Source organism: Burkholderia sola, assembly GCF_905400185.1.
GTDB classification, from domain to species: Bacteria; Pseudomonadota; Gammaproteobacteria; order Burkholderiales; family Burkholderiaceae; genus Burkholderia; species Burkholderia sola.
This window is the reverse complement of the sequence record NZ_FR989675.1, coordinates 1,962,981-1,983,367: the sequence shown is the minus strand read 5'-3', so window position 1 is coordinate 1,983,367 and position 20,387 is coordinate 1,962,981. Positions and strand designations below refer to the sequence as shown.

The 20,387-nt window shown below is 67.7% G+C and carries 21 protein-coding genes; 13 read left to right on the top strand and 8 right to left on the bottom strand.

Annotated elements, in window-relative coordinates; translation table 11 throughout:
- Window positions 1–100: 100 nt before the first annotated feature.
- Both KR541_RS09070 and KR541_RS09065 read left to right on the top strand, forming a co-directional pair.
- Entirely contained in the window at window positions 101–652 is a 552-nt protein-coding gene (locus KR541_RS09070; protein ID WP_050015570.1) for a DUF6013 family protein, read from the top strand.
- A 224-nt stretch (window positions 653–876) separates the two neighbouring features.
- Window positions 877–1,350 (top strand): PliI family lysozyme inhibitor of I-type lysozyme, encoded by a 474-nt coding sequence (locus tag KR541_RS09065; protein ID WP_050015541.1) that lies wholly within the window; start codon window positions 877–879, stop codon window positions 1,348–1,350.
- Window positions 1,351–1,384: 34 nt separating this feature from the next.
- Here the strand turns inward: KR541_RS09065 and KR541_RS09060 are convergent, their stop codons facing one another.
- Both KR541_RS09060 and KR541_RS09055 read right to left on the bottom strand, forming a co-directional pair.
- Complete coding sequence (locus KR541_RS09060) at window positions 1,385–2,188, bottom strand: ABC transporter permease (RefSeq protein ID WP_050015539.1); 804 nt, start codon at window positions 2,186–2,188, stop codon at window positions 1,385–1,387.
- The gene (locus tag KR541_RS09055; RefSeq protein WP_216089511.1) at window positions 2,185–2,886 is read right to left on the bottom strand and encodes an ABC transporter ATP-binding protein; all 702 of its coding nucleotides are present in this window, start codon (window positions 2,884–2,886) and stop codon (window positions 2,185–2,187) included. Before KR541_RS09055 ends, KR541_RS09060 begins: the two co-directional genes overlap by 4 nt.
- A 152-nt stretch (window positions 2,887–3,038) precedes the next feature.
- On the opposite strand from KR541_RS09055, the gene KR541_RS09050 reads away from it, so the two are divergent.
- On the top strand, window positions 3,039–5,348 hold the full coding sequence (locus KR541_RS09050) for an AsmA family protein (RefSeq protein WP_050015535.1): 2,310 nt from the start codon (window positions 3,039–3,041) through the stop codon (window positions 5,346–5,348).
- A gap of 93 nt (window positions 5,349–5,441) precedes the next feature.
- On the opposite strand, the gene KR541_RS09045 is transcribed toward KR541_RS09050, so the two are convergent.
- Entirely contained in the window at window positions 5,442–5,894 is a 453-nt protein-coding gene (locus tag KR541_RS09045) for a lipocalin-like domain-containing protein (protein WP_050015533.1), read from the bottom strand.
- A 159-nt stretch (window positions 5,895–6,053) separates the two neighbouring features.
- Here KR541_RS09045 and KR541_RS09040 point away from each other — a divergent pair, with 159 nt between their 5' ends.
- The 6 genes from KR541_RS09040 to KR541_RS09015 all read left to right on the top strand — a co-directional run bounded on the left by KR541_RS09040 (window position 6,054) and on the right by KR541_RS09015 (window position 12,788).
- Entirely contained in the window at window positions 6,054–7,646 is a 1,593-nt protein-coding gene (locus KR541_RS09040; RefSeq protein WP_050015532.1) for an ABC-F family ATPase, read from the top strand.
- 233 nt (window positions 7,647–7,879) lie between these two features.
- On the top strand, window positions 7,880–8,629 hold the full coding sequence (locus KR541_RS09035; protein ID WP_050015530.1) for an FkbM family methyltransferase: 750 nt from the start codon (window positions 7,880–7,882) through the stop codon (window positions 8,627–8,629).
- Window positions 8,630–9,628, top strand: a complete 999-nt coding sequence (locus KR541_RS09030; protein ID WP_050015529.1) for a phosphotransferase enzyme family protein — start codon at window positions 8,630–8,632, stop codon at window positions 9,626–9,628.
- A gap of 1 nt (window position 9,629) precedes the next feature.
- A complete protein-coding gene (locus tag KR541_RS09025) occupies window positions 9,630–10,508 on the top strand; it encodes a GTP 3',8-cyclase MoaA family protein (protein ID WP_050015528.1) in 879 nt (292 codons plus the stop codon).
- Window positions 10,505–11,572 (top strand): asparagine synthase-related protein, encoded by a 1,068-nt coding sequence (locus tag KR541_RS09020; RefSeq protein ID WP_124652699.1) that lies wholly within the window; start codon window positions 10,505–10,507, stop codon window positions 11,570–11,572. Before KR541_RS09025 ends, KR541_RS09020 begins: the two co-directional genes overlap by 4 nt.
- 7 nt (window positions 11,573–11,579) lie before the next feature.
- Window positions 11,580–12,788, top strand: a complete 1,209-nt coding sequence (locus KR541_RS09015) for a glycosyltransferase (RefSeq protein ID WP_050015526.1) — start codon at window positions 11,580–11,582, stop codon at window positions 12,786–12,788.
- Here KR541_RS09015 and KR541_RS09010 read toward each other — a convergent pair.
- The gene (locus KR541_RS09010) at window positions 12,745–13,434 is read right to left on the bottom strand and encodes a cephalosporin hydroxylase family protein (protein ID WP_050015524.1); all 690 of its coding nucleotides are present in this window, start codon (window positions 13,432–13,434) and stop codon (window positions 12,745–12,747) included. The two genes, KR541_RS09015 and KR541_RS09010, sit on opposite strands and share 44 nt — an antisense overlap.
- Before the next feature lie 25 nt (window positions 13,435–13,459).
- Here KR541_RS09010 and KR541_RS09005 point away from each other — a divergent pair, with 25 nt between their 5' ends.
- On the top strand, window positions 13,460–14,425 hold the full coding sequence (locus tag KR541_RS09005; protein ID WP_050015522.1) for a phosphotransferase: 966 nt from the start codon (window positions 13,460–13,462) through the stop codon (window positions 14,423–14,425).
- Here KR541_RS09005 and KR541_RS09000 read toward each other — a convergent pair.
- The 3 genes from KR541_RS09000 to KR541_RS08990 all read right to left on the bottom strand — a co-directional run bounded on the left by KR541_RS09000 (window position 14,422) and on the right by KR541_RS08990 (window position 16,162).
- Entirely contained in the window at window positions 14,422–15,018 is a 597-nt protein-coding gene (locus KR541_RS09000) for a polysaccharide deacetylase family protein (protein ID WP_050015520.1), read from the bottom strand. The two genes, KR541_RS09005 and KR541_RS09000, sit on opposite strands and share 4 nt — an antisense overlap.
- A gap of 16 nt (window positions 15,019–15,034) precedes the next feature.
- Complete coding sequence (locus tag KR541_RS08995) at window positions 15,035–15,586, bottom strand: hypothetical protein (protein ID WP_050015518.1); 552 nt, start codon at window positions 15,584–15,586, stop codon at window positions 15,035–15,037.
- A 210-nt stretch (window positions 15,587–15,796) separates the two neighbouring features.
- Window positions 15,797–16,162, bottom strand: coding sequence for a hypothetical protein (locus KR541_RS08990; protein ID WP_006488152.1), 366 nt, complete (start codon window positions 16,160–16,162; stop codon window positions 15,797–15,799).
- 268 nt (window positions 16,163–16,430) lie between these two features.
- On the opposite strand from KR541_RS08990, the gene KR541_RS08985 reads away from it, so the two are divergent.
- From KR541_RS08985 to KR541_RS08975, 3 genes are all read left to right on the top strand, one after another.
- The gene (locus KR541_RS08985) at window positions 16,431–17,867 is read left to right on the top strand and encodes an aldehyde dehydrogenase family protein (protein ID WP_050015516.1); all 1,437 of its coding nucleotides are present in this window, start codon (window positions 16,431–16,433) and stop codon (window positions 17,865–17,867) included.
- A 122-nt stretch (window positions 17,868–17,989) separates the two neighbouring features.
- Entirely contained in the window at window positions 17,990–19,180 is a 1,191-nt protein-coding gene (locus KR541_RS08980) for an NAD(P)H-dependent flavin oxidoreductase (RefSeq protein WP_050015568.1), read from the top strand.
- Window positions 19,181–19,245: 65 nt separating this feature from the next.
- Window positions 19,246–19,887: an OmpW/AlkL family protein gene (locus KR541_RS08975; RefSeq protein WP_050015514.1), complete on the top strand. Its 642-nt coding sequence runs from the start codon at window positions 19,246–19,248 to the stop codon at window positions 19,885–19,887.
- A gap of 83 nt (window positions 19,888–19,970) precedes the next feature.
- Here KR541_RS08975 and KR541_RS08970 read toward each other — a convergent pair whose 3' ends face one another.
- A complete protein-coding gene (locus KR541_RS08970; RefSeq protein ID WP_006493160.1) occupies window positions 19,971–20,174 on the bottom strand; it encodes a DUF1289 domain-containing protein in 204 nt (67 codons plus the stop codon).
- Between the last annotated feature and the right edge of the window lie 213 nt (window positions 20,175–20,387).

Here is a 20,387-nt window from a genome sequence, read left to right as displayed (position 1 = left end):
TTCGCGGCGCATTGCATCGCGCTTGGCGGTAGACTGGCAACGCATCATGCATCTAAAACCGCGCGGCACGCGCGTGCCGCCGCATGACAAGGAGGTCAGCATGAGCCAACGCAGCTTGTCGGTCGCCGCATCGTGGTCGGTCGTGTTCGCGGCGGTGTGCGCCAGCGCGAGCGTATTCGCGGCGCCGCCGGTCAAGGGCAGCCTGAAGGGCGGCGGGACGGGGCAACTCGAATACACCGTCAAGGTCGACTCGAAGACCTTCGGCAATACGCAGGAGACCCGCAAGATCCGCTCGGGCGAGACGGACGATTTCAACTGGAAGTCGGTGCCGCCGAGCGGCGCGGTCGCGATGCCGGACGGCTGCCCGAACGCCGACAACCTGCCGCGCGACGCGAACGGCGCGATGGTGCGGCAGACCCAGGTGCGGCTCGCGCCGTCGGTCGACGCGAAGGGTGTCGCGAACGTGCAGTTGAGCTTCCAGGCGGCCGCGCCGAAGGGCACGCGCAGCGTGACGGCCGGCGGCAAGTCGCTGCAGTGTCCGGACGTCGTGTCGGTGAGCCAGGTGAAGTGGGTGTCGCTGCCGACCAACGGCGGGTCGAAGGCCGTGACGATGAGCGACGGCACCAAGGTGACGGTGTCGATCAAGCATTGAGCGGCGCGCGTGGGCCGGCGTTTCGTCCGGTGCGCGCGCAACCGGTTCGATTGGCGGAACGAGCAGGGCGGCACGCGAGCAGATCGCGCCGCGTCGCCGTTGCCATGCGTTTCCTCAACCTGCTTCGCGGTACGGCGCGCCGACCGTGCAACGGCGATGCGTGACGTCATGCGGATGTCACGTTATGCTCGCCCGCATTCTTTCCTTTCCGTCACGACACCACGATGAAACTTCGAATGCGTGCGCTGCTGTCCGCCATTGCGTTCGTCGCCGCGCACGCTCATGCGGCCGACGAGTGCAGTTTCGTGAAGAAGGTAGAGCTGCCGTCGCGACAGCAGGTGGCGGTGGTATCCAGCGGCGCACTCGAAGCGTGCTCGACCGGCAGCTACGCGGTGCGCGTGTATTCGACCGCGCATGCCGCCCCGGGCTTCGATACCGACGATTACGTGACCGGCACGTTGCACGCGCGCGACGGCACGGTCGCCGATGCGTACACGGCCGACCTCGGCGCACGCGCGCCGCAGGCGCTCGTCGTGACCTCGCGCTCGGCCGGCAGCGGCGGCTACGTCGGCGCGCAGGCGTATGTGACGACGCCGCGTGCGGTGCGGCTCGTCGCATCGGTCGACGGGCTCGCGCCCGACGCGGATATCGCGGCCGCCCTTCGGCAGGCAATCGGCAAGCGACGCGGCGCGCACTGATCGCGCCGATCGCACGATGTGCCGCCGCCGCGCGTCAGTGCGTTCGCTCTTCGAGCCGCGACGCGAGAAAGCGGTGATCGGCCGAGAACAGCCGGCGATAGGTCATCAGCACCGCGCCGACGGTGCCGAGCGCGGACGCCGCGGCAATCAGGAACATGATCACGATCTGGTAGCGCACGGCCTGCAGCGGCGACTGGCCGGCCAGCACCTGGCCCGTCATCATCCCCGGCAGGCTCACGACGCCGACCACCGCCATCTGGTTCAGCGTCGGCAGCATGCCGGCGCGCACGGCCTGGCGCGCGGCGTGCTGCGCGGCTTCCCAGCGCGTCGCGCCCAGCGCGAGCGCGGTCTCGACGCGATCGCGGCGCGCGGTGAGTTCTTCCATCATCCGCTCGACGCCGAGCGACACGCCCGTCAGCGTATTGCCGAGAATCATCCCGAGAATCGGGATCGCGTATTGCGGCGCGAACCACGGATGGATGCGGATCACGACGAACAGCCCGACCGCCGCGACGAACCAGCTGCTGAACCAGATCGACGCGATGCTGTCGATCCGCTGGCCGCGGTATGTGCGCTTGCCGCGCCCCGCGCCGGCGAACCCGGCGATCAGCGTCATCAGCGCGGTGAGCGGCAGCACGACGTACCAGTGCGGATGGCCGAACACCCAGCCGAGCACGTAGCCGATCGCGAGCAATTGCACGACGGTGCGTACCGCCGCGAGCGCGAGCTTGCGGCCGAGGCCAAGCGACAGCGCCGCCGAGATCGCGCCGTTGACGGCGACGAGCGCGGCCGCGATGCCGACGTCGACGAGGCTCAAGTCCTGCAAGGTCGGGCTCATTGCGCGGCCTCCGTCGGGTCGGCCGCGTGCAGCACGCCCGCCTGCATCACGAGCCGCATCGTGCCGATCCGCGCGGCCTGGGCCGGATCGTGCGAGATCCACATGTACGCGCGGGCGTCGGGCGCCGCGTCGAACCACGCGCCGACGAGCGCTTCGATGGCGCGCGCCGATTCGGGATCGAGCGCGGAGGTCGGCTCGTCGAGCAGCAGCACGTCGGGATCGAGCTGGAGCACGCGCAGCAGCGCGGTGATCTGCGCTTCGCCGCCGGACAGGTCGCTTGCGCGCTGGTCGAGAAAATCGGGGCCGCGGCCGGCCTGCGCGGCGAGCGCTTCTGCGCGGGCGCGATCGAACGCGACGTCGCGATAGATCGCGAGCGAGTACGGGTAGCGCAACTGCGATTCGACGGTGCCGTCCATCTGCGCGGGGCGCTGGCGGACATAGGCGATGCTGCGCCGATAGCGCGGAATCGCGCTGCGCCGGATCCGGCGGCCGCGCCACAGGAGGTGGCCGCCGTCGAGCGGATCGAGCAGCGCGAGCGCGCGCAGCAGCACGCTCTTGCCCGACCCGGATGGTCCGGTGATAGCAATTCGCGATCCCGCGGCGAGGCTGAAATCGGTCGGAGCGAGCAGCGTCTTGCCGCTGCGGGCGTCGCGCCGCGTGATGTGCTGCGCGTCGATGAGGCCGGTGGGGGAGGTCATGTCACAAATGAAAAAAAGCGTTAATGGCGCCGAAAGGCCGCCATGTCGTGCGCCATAATACCCATTGAAAAGCCGCCGTTGTCGTGCGCCGTTCGTCCACGCAAGCGGCCCGGCATCGTGCGGCAACGCTTCAGAACAACAACGGAACCGCCATGACGCTAGCCCGAACCATCGGCAAATCGGCTGCATGGATCGTCGGTATCGTCGCGGTGCTCATCGCGGCGGCCGGCATCTTTATTTTCACGTTCGACTGGAACCGCGCGAAACCGTGGGTCAACGAACACGTGAGTACCGCGCTCGGCCGCCCGTTTGCGATCAACGGCGACATCAAGGTCGGCTGGCGCCGTCCCGATGGCGAGACCGGCTGGCGTGCATGGATACCCTGGCCGAGCTTCTCGGCCACGCAACTCGAGATCGGCAATCCCGACTGGGCGCAGGCGCCCAAGTTCGTCACGCTCGATGCCGCGCACTTCGATCTCGCGCTCTTGCCGCTGCTGGCGCATGAAATCGTCATCCCTTCGATCGACGTCGTCAATCCTGCCGTCGATCTCGAACGGCGCGCGGACGGCAGCAATACGTGGACCTTCCAGTTCAAGCAATCGGGGCAACCGAACAAGTGGAAAGTGCGGCTCGACAGCTTCGGGTTCGCGAAGGGTACCGTCGTCTATCGCGATGCGATCACCCAGGCCGATCTGACGATCGGGATCGATACGCTCGGCCAGCCGGTCCCGCTCGGCGACGTGCTGAAGGAGCAGGAACAGAAGTCGCGCGCGGCGTCCGCCCAGCGCGTCGGCAAGCGCGGCGCCGCGCAATTGAGCGCGAAGGCGAACGCCGAGGCTGCGTCGGATGCATCCCGCGCATCGGCGGCGCAGGTCCCGAGCGCGGCATCGACGTCCGGGTCCGCATCGGGTGTGCTGCCTGCGTCCGTGGTGAATACGGCTTCGTCCGCATCGACGGTTGCGTCGGCATCCGGCGCGAGCGGCGCATCGGCCACCTCCGGCGCCACCGTGCCCGCGAAGCCGTCCGGGCCGACCTATGCGTTCGGCCTGAAGTTCGACGGCCGCTACAAGAACGTGCCGGTCACCGGCACCGGCAAGGTGGGCGGCGTGCTGGCGATCGAGAACGCGACGCAGCCGTTCCCGCTGCAGGCCGACGTGAAGGCCGGCGACACGCGGCTCGCGATCGTCGGCACGCTGACCGATCCGATGCATCTGGCGGCGCTCGACCTGCGACTGTGGCTGCAGGGCACGTCGATGTCGCATCTCTACCAGCTCACCGGGATCACGCTGCCCGACACGCCGCCGTATGCGACCGAGGGGCACCTCATCGGCAACATCAAGCAGGACGCGAGCACGTTCCGCTACGAGAACTTCAACGGGCGCGTCGGCGGCAGCGATCTGCACGGCACGCTGACGTGGGCGCAGCGCGAGCCGCGTCCGAAGCTGTCGGGTGAGCTCGTGTCGAACCTGCTGCAGTTCTCCGACCTCGCGCCGGTGATCGGCGCCGACTCGGCTGCCAGCAAGAAGAAGCGCGGCGACACGACGCGCCAGCCGCCGGACCGCGTGCTGCCGGTCGCGGCGTTCCGCACCGAACGGTGGAGCGCGATCGATGCGGACGTGAAGTTCACCGGCCGCAAGCTGATCAAGAGCCCGCAGTTGCCGATCACCGACCTGTACACGCATATCCTGCTGCAGGACGGCGTGCTGACGCTCGAGCCGCTGCAGTTCGGCGTCGCGGGCGGCACGCTCGCGACGAATGCGCATCTCGACGGCAGCCGTACGCCGCTGAAGGGCCGCTTCACGCTGGCCGCGCGGCATCTGAAGCTCAAGCAGCTGTTCCCGACGCAGAAGGTGATGCAGACGGCCCTCGGCGAAATCAACGGCGATGCGTCGCTGTCGGCAACGGGCAATTCGCCGGCCGCGCTCGCGGCGACGTCGACCGGCGAAGTGAAGGCGCTGATCACCAACGGCCGCATCAGCCGCTTGCTGATGGAGGCCGCGGGGTTGAACGTCGCGAACGTGGTCTACGAGAAGCTGTTCGGCAACCGCGACGTCAACATCAACTGCGCGGCGATCGACTTCGTGGCGACCGACGGCATGCTCGACCCGAAGGTGTTCGCGCTCGATACCGACGATGCGCTGATCAACGTCGACGGCCCGATCAACCTGCGCGACGAATCGATCGACCTGAAGATCCATCCGCACACGAAGGGCTTCCGGATCTTCTCGCTGCGCTCGCCGTTGTATGCGAAGGGCACGTTCAAGAACCCGAAGGTCGGCGTCGATGCGGGCGCGCTCGCGCTGCGCGCCGGTGCGATGGTCGGGCTCGGGCTGCTCAACCCGTTCGCGGCGCTGATCCCGCTGATCGCGCCGAGCAACAATCGCGACGTGCCGTGCTCGGAACTGTTCGGGCAGCTGAAGGCCAAGGCGGCGCAGAAGGGGGCGGCGAAGGCCGGCAAGTGACGCGCGGCCACGGGCGCGGCATGCGCCACCGTGCGGCCTCGGCGTCGTTGCCGCGCCTGGCTGAGCGCCGGCCGTGCTGCGCGGCCAGCGCGCTCAACGGCGGGCGCGTGCCCAGACGAGCACCGGGTCGACCTCCCGGCCGCGGATCCGCACCGGTCCGGCGGTGCCGAGCTGCAGCCGGTCGCCGTCCAGGCTCACGACACGCTGCTGGACGTTGCCGATCCAGTTCGGATACAGGCTGACGTCCATTTCATGGGTCAACGTGCCGTCGTCGTCGACGCTAAAGGGGCCTGAATACGCGATGTAGCCGTGCGCCGCGGCCGCGCGCTCCTCGACGCTCCCGCCTTGCAGGTCGCCGTCCGCGTAGGGCGGGCGGCCGGCCGCCATCAGTTGCGCGGACATGTAGCCGTCGGGCGTGTACAGGATCCAGCCGCGCGCGTCGCGGCCGAGCGGATAGGTGACGGTGCTCCCGTCGCGCGGGCGGATTTCGTACGACACGAGGCGCCATGCGCCGACGAGTTGTTCGCGAAGCTGGCTGGCGAGCATGCGGGATTCCGGTGAGACGGCGGTGACGCGCGTGCCGTCATGTTGACGGGCCGGCGGGAGGGCCGGGAATACGCTGCCGGGGCGGGGCGGTCGGCAGTTTCTCCGACACCTGCTAAAATACACGGTTTTCCGTCGATTTCTCTCTTAACGGGACCTGCCGTGCTTTCTACTGCCAACATCACGATGCAATTCGGGCCGAAGCCCTTGTTCGAGAATATCTCGGTCAAATTCGGCGAGGGCAACCGCTACGGTCTGATCGGCGCGAACGGCTGTGGCAAGTCGACCTTCATGAAGATCCTCGGCGGCGACCTCGAGCCGAGCGCCGGCAACGTCGCGCTGGAGCCGAACGTCCGCCTCGGCAAGCTGCGCCAGGACCAGTTCGCGTACGAAGACGTGCGCGTGCTCGACGTCGTGATGATGGGCCATACCGAGATGTGGGCCGCGATGACCGAGCGCGACGCGATCTACGCGAACCCGGACGCCACCGACGACGACTACATGCACGCGGCCGAGCTCGAAGGCAAGTTCGCCGAATACGGCGGCTACGACGCCGAAGCACGCGCGGGTGCGCTGCTGCTCGGCATCGGCATCGAGGAGAAGTTCCACAACGGCACGATGGCCGACGTCGCACCGGGCTGGAAGCTGCGCGTGCTGCTCGCGCAGGCGCTGTTCTCGAAGCCGGACGTGCTGTTGCTCGACGAACCGACCAACAACCTCGACATCAACTCGATTCGTTGGCTCGAGCAGACGCTCAACGAGTACAACTCGACGATGATCATCATCTCGCACGATCGTCACTTCCTGAATTCGGTATGCACGCACATGGCCGACATGGACTTCGGCACGCTGAAGGTCTGGCCGGGCAACTACGACGACTACATGCTCGCATCGGCACAGGCGCGCGAGCGCCAGGCCGCGGCGAATACGCGTGCGAAGGAACGCGTGGCCGAACTGCAGGACTTCGTGCGCCGCTTCTCGGCGAACAAGTCGAAGGCGCGCCAGGCCACCAGCCGCGCGAAGCAGATCGACAAGATCAAGATCGAGGAATTCAAGCCGTCGTCGCGCCAGAATCCGTTCATCCGTTTCGAGTTCGAGAAGAAGCTGCACAACGTCGCGGTGGTCGCCGAAGAGATCACGAAGAAGTACGAGCGCACGATCTTCCAGAACTTCAACCTGTCGGTGCAGCCGGGCGAGCGCATCGCGATCATCGGCGAGAACGGCGCGGGCAAGACGACGCTGCTGCGTTCGCTGCTCGGCGCGCTGCCGCTCGATCACGGCACGGTGAAGTGGTCCGAGAACGCGAACGTCGGCTACATGCCGCAGGACACGTACGAGGAATTCCCGAACGACATCACGCTGATGGACTGGATCGACCAGTACCGCAAGGACGGCGACGACGAAACGATGGTGCGCGGCACGCTGGGCCGCCTGCTGTTCTCGTCGGACGACATCAGGAAGTCGGTGAAGGTGCTGTCGGGCGGCGAGAAGGGCCGCATGATCTGGGGCAAGCTGATGCTCGGCCGCCACAACGTGCTGCTGATGGACGAGCCGACCAACCACATGGACATGGAGTCGATCGAGTCGCTGCAGATCGCGCTCGAGCAGTTCGAAGGCACGCTGATTTTCGTGTCGCACGACCGTGAGTTCGTGAGCGGGCTGGCGAACCGGATCATCGAAGTGAAGACGGATGGCACGCTGTTCGACTTCGGCGGGAATTACGAGGAGTTCCTGACGAGTCAGGGGCAGGAGTAAGTGTCCTGAGGTTTCCTCCGGTCGTGAGTCGAGCTTAAGCATCACCACACGGAGCGAGCCGCCAGAAGCGCTACAGGCCCGCATCGACAGCAATGTCGATGCGGGCTTTTTCATTTCCCCGCGGCCAAACCCCGCCACGCGGCGCTTTCCAGTTTCCTCCGCGTAATCGACTTCAGGTAAATTACCCACCCAACGCCCCCATCATTCCCCATTTCACCCCGGAGCCGCCCTCGATGCAGGACCATCCTCTCCCGCTCGACCTGTCCGGCCTTGCGCCCAGCCTGTACGCGCAGGGCGCCGAGGAGGGCATCCTGTCGCGCCTGATGGAGCGCCTCACACCGACCAACCGCTTCTGCGTCGATATCGGCGCAAGCGACGGCCTGCGCAACAGCAACACCGCGCGGTTGCTGCGCGAACAGGATTGGGCCGGCGTACTCGTGGAAGGCAGCGCATACCGGTTCGGCAAGCTTGCCGCCCACTACGCGGGCGCGGAGCGCGTCCGCCTGCACCACGATCGCGTGCAGCCCGATACGGTCGATCAACTGCTCGCCGATGCGAACGTACCGACCGACTTCGATCTGCTGTCGATCGACATCGACGGCAACGATTACTGGGTGTGGCGCGGCCTGCAAGCGTTCCAGCCGCGCATCGTCGTGATCGAATACAACCCGTACTACACGCCGCCCGAGCGCTGGGTCATGTGCTTCAATCCGGACCACGAATGGGACGGCTCGACCTATTACGGCGCGAGCCTCGAATCGCTCGTGCACCTCGGCCGCCAGAAAGGCTATGAACTCGTCTGCTGCGACGACATGGGCAACAACGCGTTCTTCGTGCGACACGACCTGTACCCGCTGCTCGGCATCGCGAACAACGATCCGTCGGTGTTGTTCCGGCCGGCGATGTACAAGCTGCGCTACGTCGGACACAACACGTTCCTGACCGGTCATCCGTATCGGCACGGGCCGGCCGAGCACATCTGAATGGATTCGCTCGCCGTCACCTTCGACGAGATTCGCGATGCCTATGGGCTCGGTCGCGGCGGGCCGCCGACGCAGGTCAGCGAGCGGGTGTGGCATCTGCCGACCAGCAGCGGCGCGGGCGTGGCGGTCAAACGCTATGCGCCCGAACACCATGCGCGCGCACTCAAGGAAACCGCCGTCCTCGCGCATCTCGAAACGCACGGCGATACTCGCTTCCACGTGCAGACGCTGAAGCGCACGACGTCCGGCGAATCGCTTTGGTCAGGACAACATTCCCATGCGATGCTGACGCGCTGGGAAGCCGGGCAATTCAAAACCTACGATACGTTTTCGCCAGCCGAATGGGATGTGCTCGGCGCGAGCCTGGCCGCGTTGCACCTGAGTCTCGAACAATTGCCTCTGCCGTCGCTCGATACGATCCGCGCGCGGCTGACCGCGATCGACGCGGATGCGGTGCGCCGCAGCCTGCTGGACGCGCTCGATCGAGCCGATGCGAACGCCGCCGACGCCACGAACCTGCGCCGCTACGTCGATCTCGCGCTACGCATGCTCGACCGCTACTATCCGGGCAGCGTCGATGCGTTCCCGGCCGATGATCCGCAGCACCCGATCCACAACGACTACAACCAGTTCAACTATCTGTTCACGGGCACGCTGCCGCCGTTGATCGTCGACTGGGAAGCGTCGATCGGCGCGCCGCGCGAATACGAACTGGTGCGCTGCCTGAATCATTTGCCGCTGGAGGCACCGCACCTCGCGCAAGCGTTCGTGCGTGCGTACCTGCGCGTGCGGCCGGCAAACCCGGCGTACATCGCGTGGGCGGTCGATGCCGCATGCGTGCAGCACGCGCTCAAGCTGTGGATCGTACAAGGCTGGCTCGACGATCCGTCGCGCTTCGCGTCGCACCTGAACGGCGCGATGACGATGGCGTCCGCGATGGTGGACGCGCGCGACCGTCTGATCGATTTCTTTTCCCGTTGCGTGGAAGCAGGAAGCTGATGTGAGTGCGAATCCGAACGAGACCCCGAATCCGCTGCGCGCCGGCGAGCGGCAGCATGTGTTTCCGCCGCCGCTGGATCGCGATTACCGCGTCGAGGACGGGCGCGTCCAGACCCGTTCGCTGGAAGCACATATCGTCGATCACTGCAACCTGACCTGTGCGGAATGCTGCTCGCTGTCGCCGCTGCTGCCCGAGTGGTACGCGAGCCCCGAATCGATCGAAGCCGATCTGCGCAAGGCCGCGAAGGTGTTGCGTCCGCACATGTTCAAGCTGGTCGGCGGCGAACCGTTGCTGCATCCGGCGCTCGTCGAACTCGTCGAGCGCGTGCGTGGCACCGGCATCGCGCCCGTGATCTCGGTCACGACGAACGGCCTGAAGCTCGGCGAGATGCCCGACGCGTTCTGGCAGGCAGTGGATGCGCTGACGATCTCGCGCTATCCGAAACCCGCGCTTTCCGCCGACCTGATCGCGCATGTCGAGCATCAGGCCGCGCGCTTCGACGTGCGGCTGAACTGGAAGGTGCAGAACGTGTTCACAACGATGAACCGTGCGCGGCCCGGCACGGATCGCGATGAAGCCCGACGCCTGTATCACGATTGCTGGATCCGCGAGCGCTGCCATATGATTCGCGACGGCATGTTCTACACGTGCACGCGTCCCGCGCACTTCCACACGCTGTACAAGGGCGAGAAGGATTTTCAGGCCGACGGCCTGGCACTGCGCGACGACGCGGGCATGCTCGACGCGATGCTTGCCTATCTGCAACGCGAGACGCCGCTCGAAGCCTGCCTGCATTGCCAGGGCGGCAGCGCGCCGGTGGCGCCGCATCGCATCCTGAAACGCATTGAAGTGAACACCTTGAAGGCTCGTTATCCATGATCGTCGGCACGCGCGACCCGTTCGGTTTCGATCGTCTGCACTACCATCCGCGCAGCGGCGTGTCGGCGTCCGGCATCCGCGCGGTATTGCGGGCGTCGGGGCAACCGGCCGGCGCGCCGGACACGGCGGCCATCGCTGGCTACCTGAGCGGCGAGCGCCTCATCGGCCGCACGGTGCTGCGCGACGTGCTCGCGGTGCCGCCCGGCCACCAACTGATCCGGTCGCCACAAGGGTTGACGGTACAGCCGGCGCCCGAGCGGCCGCAGCCAGCCGATCTCGACACCGCGCTGCGCGCGTCGCTGCAACGCGCGCTCGACAGCGGCAAGCGCGTCGCGCTGGCGCTGAGCGGCGGGCTCGATTCGGCGCTGCTGCTCGCGTTGCTGCGCGAACTCGGCGCGCTGCGGCACGTGACGGCCTACATCCTCGCGACCGACATGCCCGATTACTGCGAACGCGACGCGGCGCTCGAACTCGCCGCGCAGATGCAGGCGAACGTGAAGATCGTGCGCGCGAACGAGGCCGATTTCATCGCGGCGCTGCCGAGGACGACCCGCGCGGTCGAGGAGCCGATGTTCAACCTGCATCCGGTCGCGAAGCTGCTGCTGGCCGACGCGATGGCGGCGGACGGCGTCGAGGTGGCGATTACCGGCGACGGCGCGGACCAGGTGTTGCGCCGCGACCGGTCGGCCAACTATCTGCCGCTGTGCCATGCGTTGTTCGACGCCGCGTCGGTCGATCTGCATCCGCCGTTCGTCGACGCCGCCGTCGTCGCGCATCTGACGAGCATCGCGCCCGACCCGGACAAGCAGTGCCTGCGCGATCTCGGCGCGCGCCTGAACCTGCCGGAGCGTCTCGTGCACGGCCCGAAGCGCGGGCGGCTCGCGCCGGCGATGAATCTGGCGCCGCTGCTCGATCGCGACCGCACGCATGCGCTGGCCGACACGCTCGGCCTTGCCACGCCCACTTTGCAGACGGATACCGAACGCGTGCTGTGGACGACGCTGACACTGATCCTCGATCATCTCGGTCGCCTTCATCCCGATGCCGCGCATCGCCCAACCTGAGCCGCTCATGAAACGCATCCTGTTCTGCGTGGTGCCCGAGAAGGGCCACGTCAATCCGTGCATCGGCCCGGCCCAGCATTTGCGCGCGGCCGGCTGCGACGTCGCGTTCTATGCGCCGGCCGACATCAGCGCACAGCTCGACGGCGCTGGCGACTTCGCGTTCGTCGGGCCGCGCGAGACGCCCGAGCGCCACGACCTGTCGCGCGGCGCGAGCTTCGCCGCGAACATTCGCGACGCCGACTGGCTGCGGCACTGGATCCGCACGCTGCTGATCGATCTGGCGCCCGCGCAGGTGGACGGCATCCGCGCGGTGCTGCGCGAATGGCAGCCCGACGTGGTCGTGATCGACCCGCTGCTGTATGCGGCGGCGATTGCGGCCCAGTTGGAAGGGCTGCCGTGGGTATCGATGTCGAATTCGCTGAATCCGGTGCTGCCCGACGATCTCGATTCGGAACTGCTGCGCACGGTGCGATGGCTCGCACCGGAACGCACGCGCCTGTTCGCGCGCTACGGCCTCGACGCACGCTTTCGCGGTTGCGACGTGCTGTCGCCGCACCTGACGCTCGCGTTCACGACCGACGCGCTGGTCGGCGCGCCGCCGCGCGGTGTCGATCTGGTCGGCCCCGCGATGCCGTCGGGCCCGCGCGGCGACGAGACGGCATTTCCATGGGAGCGCCTGGACGCGGATCGTCCGCTCGTCTACATGTCGCTCGGCAGCCAGCTTTACTACCACCCGGAGGTGTTCGCGAAGGTCATCGACGCGACGCGCGCGAGCGCCGCGCAACTGGTGCTGTCGGTCGGCGAACTGGTCGATTCGGATCTGCTGCCGGCCGGCGACGAACGCGTGATCGCGGTGCGTTACGCACCGCAACTGGCGCTGCTGCGGCGCACGCATGCGTTCGTCAGCCACGGCGGCGCGAATTCGGTGATGGAGTCGCTCGCGTGCGGCGTGCCGATGCTGCTGTCGCCGTTCTGCAACGACCAGTTCCATTCGGCGCACTTCGTCGAGCGGGCCGGCGCGGGTTGCGTGCTCGATCTGCGGCAGGCCGGTATCGCGGCCATTACCGGCGCGCTCGAACGCCTGTTGCGTGCGGGATCGTTGCGCGAGCACGCGGCGCGGATCCGCGACAGCTATGCCGCGTGCGACGGCTCCGCGCAAGCGGCCCGCCTGGTCAGCGCACTCGCTTCAGGAAGCCGCCTGGCGACAGCGTCATGAGCACGCGGTCCTCGATGTCGTGATCGATTTCGAACCGGTCGTCGCGGGCGAGAAATTCGCGTGTGGCGGTGGCCGGGTTGTTGCCGCGGCCGTACGGCTTGCCGTCGAACATCGACTCGGGCAGGTACTCCATGATGGTGTCCATCACGATTGCGTAGCTGCCGGGCGTCACGAACGGCGCATAGCATTCGAGTTCGCGCAGCACGTGCGCGTGCGTATGCGTGAGATCGAGGATCGCCATCACGCGCGCGCCGTCGTGGATCTGCGCCCGCACCGAGGCGAGCGTGTCGGCCGCGCACGATTCGCCTTCGATCAGCATCATGCGATGGGCGAGCCGGTGAGATTGCAGGCGCTGGCGAACCTCGTCGCGCAGGCTCGGTTCGATCGCGACGACGCGGCCCTCGGTGCCCGCCAGTTCCAGCATCGACGCGGTGAACACCACGCCGCCGCCTGCCGCGATGCCGGTCTGGACGATGCAGTCGGGGCGCTCGCGCCAGATCAGTTCCTGGAGCGCGAGCATGTCGCCGGGTAGATGGAAGAAGCGTTCGCCGAGCCAGCGGGTCTGGAACAGATGGCCGAATTCGCCGGCGCGCGTCAGCCATTCGATGTTGATGTCCCGCATGCGGGCCGAAGGACGCTCTGACATGGTCGATGCAACGAGTAGGAGTGACGTGAAAACGCTGGAGTGGTGGCTACACCGGTACTGGGACATCGGCCCGGCGCGCCTGCACGCGCTGGCGTCGGGCCATACTAACAAAACCTATCTCGTCGAGTGCGATGCGGGGCGGACGGTGTTGCGCGTGTCGTGGGCCGGCAAGCCGGTCGCGCAGATGCGGCGCGAGGCGTCGATACTCGCGCGTCTCGGCGAGGCGCGCATGGCCTCGACGCTGCCCGCGCTGCCGCGGCTGCGGCCGACCGTCGACGCGCAAACCGGCGTGCAGACGCCCGACGGAAGCTGGTTGCATCTGTTCGAGCATATCGACGGCCGTCCCGGCCTGCCGGACGACCGGCACGCGGGAGCGATCGATGCGATGCGCATGCTCGCGCATCTGCATACGGCGCTGGCCGCGATCCCCGCGAGCGAAGCGGCGCCGCTCGCATGGCTGTCCGCACGTCATGCACGCGTGGCGGCGCGCGCGATGCCGTCGCTGCCGGCCGACTTGCACGACGACTACGACACGGTGATCCGGCGGATCGGCGCGCATCTCGACGCGGCGGCGTCGTGGCTCACGGGGCCCGTGCAGTGGCTGCACGGCGACTATCACGCGGGCAACCTGCTGTATGTGGGCAACGCGGTGAACGGCGTGCTCGATTTCGACGATGTGGGGCAGGGCGCGCAATGGCTCGAGGCGGCCTTCGCGTCGTTCGCGCTGTCGCGCGATGCGGGTCGGGACGACGGCTTCGTATTCGACCGCGGGCGATGGACGGCCTGCTTGCACACTTATATGGCGACGCGGCCGGATGCGGCGCCCGATTGGCTGCGCGACAACCACGACACGCTGACGACGCTGTTCTGCGCGGACCAGTCGCTGATCCATCTCGAAGCCGCGCAGCGCGGCCTATGGATGCCGGGGCCCGGCATCGGGTTCCTCGGCGGCTGGCGCCAGTTGCTGGACGGGGCGGTGCCCGCGGGTTAGCGGGGCGTCGCGTCGGCGCGCTGCCGGTTCAGGAACAGGCGCACGGCTTCGACCGTGTTGGGCCGCGCGTCGCCGTGCCGCGACCCGTCGTGCAGGCAGAACAGCACGTCGCGATGCTGCGCCGTGCACGCGTCGACATGCGCGCACATCGCGTCGAACAGCGCTTGCGACGAGGGCGCCGGCCGTTGCCAGTCGTCCAGTATCGCGGTCCAGCCCGTGTGTTCGCGTTGCAGGCGCGCGAGCACGGCGGCGCGATCGTCGTGCGGCATCAACCCGTACGGCAGCCGCAGCGGGATCGCGTGCGGCGCGGCAACGCCGGCGCGGCGATACACATCGCGAATCAGCGCATCGGTCATGTCGATTTCGTCGATCAGTGCGGCGTCCGCGAGCGCGCCCGGCTTCGCGTGCGAATAGGTGTGATTGCCGAGCCGGTGGCCTTCGCGCGCGATGCTCGTTGCGACGCCGAGCGCGCCCGCCAGATGCTTGCCGAGCACGAAGAAGGTCGCCGTGCACGACGCATCGCGCAGCACGTCGAGCAGCGCGGGCGTCGAGGGCCCGGGGCCGTCGTCGAAACTGAAATGAATGGATATCATCGGTTGCCCGGGCCGCTCACTGAACTGGCTCGATGGCCAGCGGGCACGTGCCGACCGGACGCAGCCGGGTGCCGGTCCATTCGTAGAAGAATCGGGCCGCTTTCGCATTGCCGTCGCCGCAATCGTCGTTGAAGCAGCCGGCGACGATCAGCAGCCTGCTGCCGGCACGGAAGTCGACGCGCTCGTCGTCGTTGCCCATCACGCCCGAGACGGCCGTCACGCCGGGCATCGTGTACGTCGCGCCCGTGTCCTTGTCGACGATCGCGAAATTTCGGCAATCCGTTCCGCAACCCCAGATCGCGACGCGGTAGTGACCGGCAAAGTTGGCCGGTTGCGCGAACGCGTCACGAATAACGGTGCGATAGAGGCGCGCTTCGTGGCTGGTGAGCCGAGGCGCGGCAGCCGGTTTGCGCGGCGCGCGGGCGGCGGCGGCCGGTGCCGGGTAACGGTCGAACGCAGGCGATGCACAGGCCGCGGCCGCCGTGGCTGCGGGCGCAGCACCGGTGGCGCCGGCCGTCAGTGCGGCCGATGCGCCGGCGATCAGCAGAAGTCGATGGGCGAGCGCCACGCGAGTGTCTTTCATGGTCGAGATCGAGGTCGGGCCGCGGCGGCCGAATGGCCGGCGGCGACGATTGTATGACGCTTCGCGCGTGCGGGCGCCGGGGCAGCGCGCATGCACCGTACCCCGACAATCGTTCCGGCCGTGACGGTCGTCACGGCGAAAGGGCGTCGCGCCCGGCGACACCGCGACTCGCGCACCGGGCGGCGCCGGCGCCGCTCAATCGGCCAGCCGCTTGTCGGCGAGCGCCTTGCAGCAGTCCTCGTACACCCACTGCACGAGTTTGGCCCGATAGTCGAGATCGTCGGTATCGACGATTTCCTCGACCGCGTCGCGCGCCCACGACGCGTCGACGAAGCCCGCATGCCGCTTCGCGATGTCCTGCGCGAGCGCCGCGAGCCGGGCGACCGAGAGCCAGTCGGCCTGGCGGTGATGGCGGTCGAGCCAGCGGTGCGCGGCCTGGACCTGGAACGCGGCGTCCGGCCAGGATTCGTTCAGGTAAAACGCGCCGAGGTTGCCGCAGGTGAGCCAGCAAAGCAGCTCCAGGCGGTCTTGCGAGCCGAGGGTATGGGATGCGTCGGACATGGCAGCGCTCACGAAGTGCGTCGATTCCGGGCGGCGCCGGCCGCAACGGGCCGATGCCGATATTAAAAACATAGCACGATGCGGGCCCGGCCGCGCACCCGGGCGGATGCCGACGTGACGGCGGCCCGAAGCGTGCGGCGCCTGCCGTGCGCGGCGCGCGGCGGAGCACCGGCGCTAGGGCGCGCCGGTCCTTTCGAATGGCTGTCATTCGTCACACCAGCCACCGAAACGCTCGCTAGAATGGCGGCTTCCCTGGAGGCGGAACACGATGAAAATCTACGACCAGTTCTACATCGACGGCGCGTGGCGCAAACCGGCCGGCGCCGGCACGATCGACGTGATCGATTCGGGCACCGAAGCCGTGATCGGCCGGATTCCCGAGGGCGTCGCGTCCGACGCGCAGGACGCGATCCGCGCGGCGCGCGCGGCCTTCGACGCGTGGGCGGCCACGCCGGCCGCGACGCGCGCGGGCTACTTGCGCAAGATCGTCGAGCATCTGCAGGCACGCAGCGAGGAACTCGCGCAGTCGATCACCGGCGAAGTCGGCATGCCGATCAAGCTGTCGCGCGCAATCCAGGTCGGCGGCCCGGTCTACAACTGGAAGGCGTACGCGAAGCTCGCCGAATCGTTCGAATTCGAGGCGCGGGTCGGCAATTCGCTGGTGGTGCGCGAGCCGGTCGGCGTCGTCGCGGCGATCACGCCGTGGAACTATCCGCTCAACCAGATCACGCTGAAGGTCGCGCCGGCGCTCGCGGCCGGCTGCACGGTGGTGCTGAAGCCGTCTGAAGTCGCGCCGCTCAACGCGTTCATGCTCGCCGAAGCGATCCACGAAGCCGGGCTGCCGGCCGGCGTGTTCAACCTCGTGTGCGGGTATGGCCCGGTCGTCGGCGAGGTGCTGGTCACCGATCCGGACGTCGACATGGTGTCGTTCACCGGCTCGACGCGCGCGGGCAAGCGCGTGGCCGAGCTGGCGGCCGCGGGCGTCAAGCGCGTCGCGCTGGAGCTGGGCGGCAAGTCGGCGTCGGTGATCCTCGACGATGCCGATTTCGCGACGGCGGTGAAGGGCACGGTCAACGCGTGCTACCTGAACGCGGGCCAGACCTGCTCCGCGCATACGCGGATGCTGGTGCCGGAAGCCCGCTACGACGAAGCGCGCGAGATCGCGAAGGCCGCGGCCGAAACGTACGTCGCGGGCGACCCTCGGCAGGAGACGACGCGCCTCGGCGCGCTGGCGTCGGCCGCGCAGCAGCAGCGCGTGCAGGCGTACATCCAGCGAGGCATCGACGAAGGCGCGGAACTCGTGACGGGCGGCACCGGTTTGCCGGAAGGGCTCGCGAAGGGCTTCTTCGTGAAACCGACCGTGTTTGGCCGCGTCGATCCGAAAGCGACGATCGCGCAGGAAGAGATCTTCGGGCCGGTGCTGTCGATCATCACGTATCGCGACGAAGACGAGGCCGTGCGGATCGCGAACGATTCGCCGTACGGGCTCGGCGGCGCGGTGTGGGCCGGCAGCGACGAACGCGCGATGCGCGTCGCACGCCGCATCCGCACGGGGCAGGTCGACATCAACGGCGGCACGTGGAACGCCGCCGCGCCGTTCGGCGGCTTCAAGCAGTCGGGGCATGGCCGCGAGAACGGCGTGTACGGGCTCGAGGAATACCTCGAATACAAGTCGATGCAGCTGAGGCCGGCGAAGCCGGCCTGAGCGTTTCATCCCGCATGACCGCGCAACGGCACGCTCGCGTGCCGTTTTTTATTGACGGCCGTCAAGGTGCGCGGCGGTGGATCGTCGATCATCGCGATTTCGATGTTCCGACGAGGTTTCAGATGACCGTACGCACTTCCTTTCCGCCGCTGACGATCCGCGGTCGCACCTTGCTGCCCGTCGTGCAGGGCGGCATGGGCGTCGGCATCTCCGCGCACCGGCTGGCGGGCAGCGTCGCGCGCGAAGGCGCGGTCGGCACGATCGCGAGCATCGACCTGCGCCACCATCATGCGGACCTGCTCGCGCGTTGCCGCGCGCACCCCGATCGCGCGACGCTCGAGGCGGCGAACCTCGACGCGCTTGCGCGCGAGATCCGTCTCGCGAAGACGTACAGCGAAGGGCGCGGGATGATCGCGGTCAACGTGATGAAGGCGGTGAGCGCGCATGCGGACTACGTGCGGGTCGCGTGCGACGAGGGCGCGGACGCGATCGTGATGGGCGCGGGCCTGCCGCTCGATCTGCCCGATCTCACGCAAGGGCACGACATCGCGCTGATTCCGATCCTGTCGGACAGCCGCGGGATCGCGCTGGTGCTGAAGAAGTGGATGAAGAAGGGGCGGCTGCCCGATGCGATCGTGATCGAGCATCCGGCGCACGCGGGCGGCCACCTCGGCGTCACGCAGATCGACGACATGCACGATGCGCGCTTCGATTTCGCGCGCGTGCTCGACGAGACCGCGCAGGTGATGGCGTCGCTCGGCCTCGCGCGCGATACGATCCCGCTGATCGTGGCCGGCGGGATCAACAGTCACGACACGGTGCGCGCGGCGCTCGCGGCCGGCGCGAACGGTGTGCAGGTGGGCACGCCGTTCGCGGTGACGGAAGAAGGCGACGCGCACCCGAACTTCAAGCGTGTGCTGGCCGATGCGCTGCCCGACGATATCGTCGAATTCGTCAGCGTGACGGGGCTGCCGGCACGCGCGGTGAAGACGCCGTGGCTCGATCGTTACCTGCGCAACGAGACGCGCATTCGCAACAAGCTCGGCGCGTTCAAGCAGCGCTGCCCGACCGCGCTGGAATGCCTGAGCGTATGCGGGCTGCGCGACGGCATCGAGAAATTCGGCCACTTCTGCATCGACACGCGGCTTGCGGCCGCGCTGCGCGGCGACGTCTCGAACGGGCTGTTCTTCCGCGGCCGCGAAGCATTGCCGTTCGGCCGCGCGATCCGCAGCGTGCGCGATCTGCTCGACCTGCTGCTGACGGGCAGTGCGACCGAGCCTGCGGCAAACCGTCCCACGTTTACGCTGGCTTGACCAATATCAAGATGACGAAAAGACCCTACCGGGAGAATGGAAACCATTCTTTGGGGGTCCGTACCATGCATAAAACGATTCGAACATGTGTCACCGCAGCCGCCGTCGCGGCCAGCCTCGTCGCGATGCCGTCGCTGTCGCACGCGGCGTCGCCGGGCGACGGCATCAATCAGGGTGACGTACTGGTCCGGCTGCGCGCGATCAGCATCCAGCCGAACGAGCGCGCGAGCGACACGCTCGGCGCGATCAACACCGGCGTGAACAACGCGATCGTGCCCGAGCTCGACTTCACGTACATGATCCGCGACTACCTCGGCGTCGAGCTGATCCTCGGCACGTCGCGGCATCAAATGACGTCGAGCCTCGGCAATCTCGGCGGCGTGGGCGTGCTGCCGCCGACGCTGCTGCTGCAGTATCACTTCAACCATGCGGGCAAGGTGCGTCCGTACGTCGGCGCCGGGTTGAACTACACGTACTTCTACAACAACGGGCTCAACGTCGGCGGCGAGGGCGTGTCGATCAACAAGAGCAGCTTCGGTCCGGCACTGCAGTTCGGCGTGGACGTGCAGTTGACGAAGAAGGTGTTCATGAACGTCGACGTGAAGAAGATCTGGATGAGCACCGATGCGACGCTCGGCGACAAGGGCATCGGCACGCTGCACATCGATCCGCTGATCGTCGGCATCGGCGTCGGGATGAAGTTCTAGACACGACGCGCTCGCGCGAAAGGAACAGAGTTGGGGTTGGCGGCATGGCGGTCGGCATGCCGCTCTTTTTTTGTGCAGTGGATTTACAGCTTGTCGTACTGGAAACGCATCGCGGTGCCTTCGCGCGTGATGCGCTCCCACACCGCGCGCTTTTCGTCGTCGCTCAGGAACACCCAGTTCGACACTTCGGCGGCCGTGCGGCCGCAGCCCTTGCAGACTTCGTCGAAGAGCGTCGAGCACACGCCGATGCAGGGGCTGTCGGGGAGGTCGTGAAGATTGGAGGCCATCGGGAGGGTTCGCGCAGTTGAATCGTCAGCCGCCATTTTAATGCATCGCGACGGCCCGGCCGGCCGCCGGCGCCGGGCGCACGCGCCCGCCATCCGAACGCCGCTTCGCCGCTGCCCGTTTTTCCCGGTGGACAGCCGCCGATTACCCGATAGAATTCCCCCGGAACGCCCCGCCGCACGGGCGGTTCGACCGACCGGCGGCGGGAATCTGTT

Excerpts from the sequence above, each read along its gene's own strand:
- KR541_RS08985 (WP_050015516.1), top strand. The coding sequence starts at position 16,431 with ATGAAAATCTACGACCAGTTCTACATCGACGGCGCGTGGCGCAAACCG.
- KR541_RS09065 (WP_050015541.1), top strand. The coding sequence starts at position 877 with ATGAAACTTCGAATGCGTGCGCTGCTGTCCGCCATTGCGTTCGTCGCC.
- KR541_RS09055 (WP_216089511.1), bottom strand. The coding sequence starts at position 2,886 with ATGACCTCCCCCACCGGCCTCATCGACGCGCAGCACATCACGCGGCGC.
- KR541_RS09035 (WP_050015530.1), top strand. The coding sequence starts at position 7,880 with ATGCAGGACCATCCTCTCCCGCTCGACCTGTCCGGCCTTGCGCCCAGC.
- KR541_RS09000 (WP_050015520.1), bottom strand. The coding sequence starts at position 15,018 with ATGATATCCATTCATTTCAGTTTCGACGACGGCCCCGGGCCCTCGACG.
- KR541_RS08970 (WP_006493160.1), bottom strand. The coding sequence starts at position 20,174 with ATGGCCTCCAATCTTCACGACCTCCCCGACAGCCCCTGCATCGGCGTG.
- KR541_RS09050 (WP_050015535.1), top strand. The coding sequence starts at position 3,039 with ATGACGCTAGCCCGAACCATCGGCAAATCGGCTGCATGGATCGTCGGT.
- KR541_RS08990 (WP_006488152.1), bottom strand. The coding sequence starts at position 16,162 with ATGTCCGACGCATCCCATACCCTCGGCTCGCAAGACCGCCTGGAGCTG.
- KR541_RS08980 (WP_050015568.1), top strand. The coding sequence starts at position 17,990 with ATGACCGTACGCACTTCCTTTCCGCCGCTGACGATCCGCGGTCGCACC.
- KR541_RS09045 (WP_050015533.1), bottom strand. The coding sequence starts at position 5,894 with ATGCTCGCCAGCCAGCTTCGCGAACAACTCGTCGGCGCATGGCGCCTC.
- KR541_RS09070 (WP_050015570.1), top strand. The coding sequence starts at position 101 with ATGAGCCAACGCAGCTTGTCGGTCGCCGCATCGTGGTCGGTCGTGTTC.
- KR541_RS09060 (WP_050015539.1), bottom strand. The coding sequence starts at position 2,188 with ATGAGCCCGACCTTGCAGGACTTGAGCCTCGTCGACGTCGGCATCGCG.
- KR541_RS08975 (WP_050015514.1), top strand. The coding sequence starts at position 19,246 with ATGCATAAAACGATTCGAACATGTGTCACCGCAGCCGCCGTCGCGGCC.
- KR541_RS09015 (WP_050015526.1), top strand. The coding sequence starts at position 11,580 with ATGAAACGCATCCTGTTCTGCGTGGTGCCCGAGAAGGGCCACGTCAAT.
- KR541_RS09020 (WP_124652699.1), top strand. The coding sequence starts at position 10,505 with ATGATCGTCGGCACGCGCGACCCGTTCGGTTTCGATCGTCTGCACTAC.
- KR541_RS09010 (WP_050015524.1), bottom strand. The coding sequence starts at position 13,434 with ATGTCAGAGCGTCCTTCGGCCCGCATGCGGGACATCAACATCGAATGG.
- KR541_RS09030 (WP_050015529.1), top strand. The coding sequence starts at position 8,630 with ATGGATTCGCTCGCCGTCACCTTCGACGAGATTCGCGATGCCTATGGG.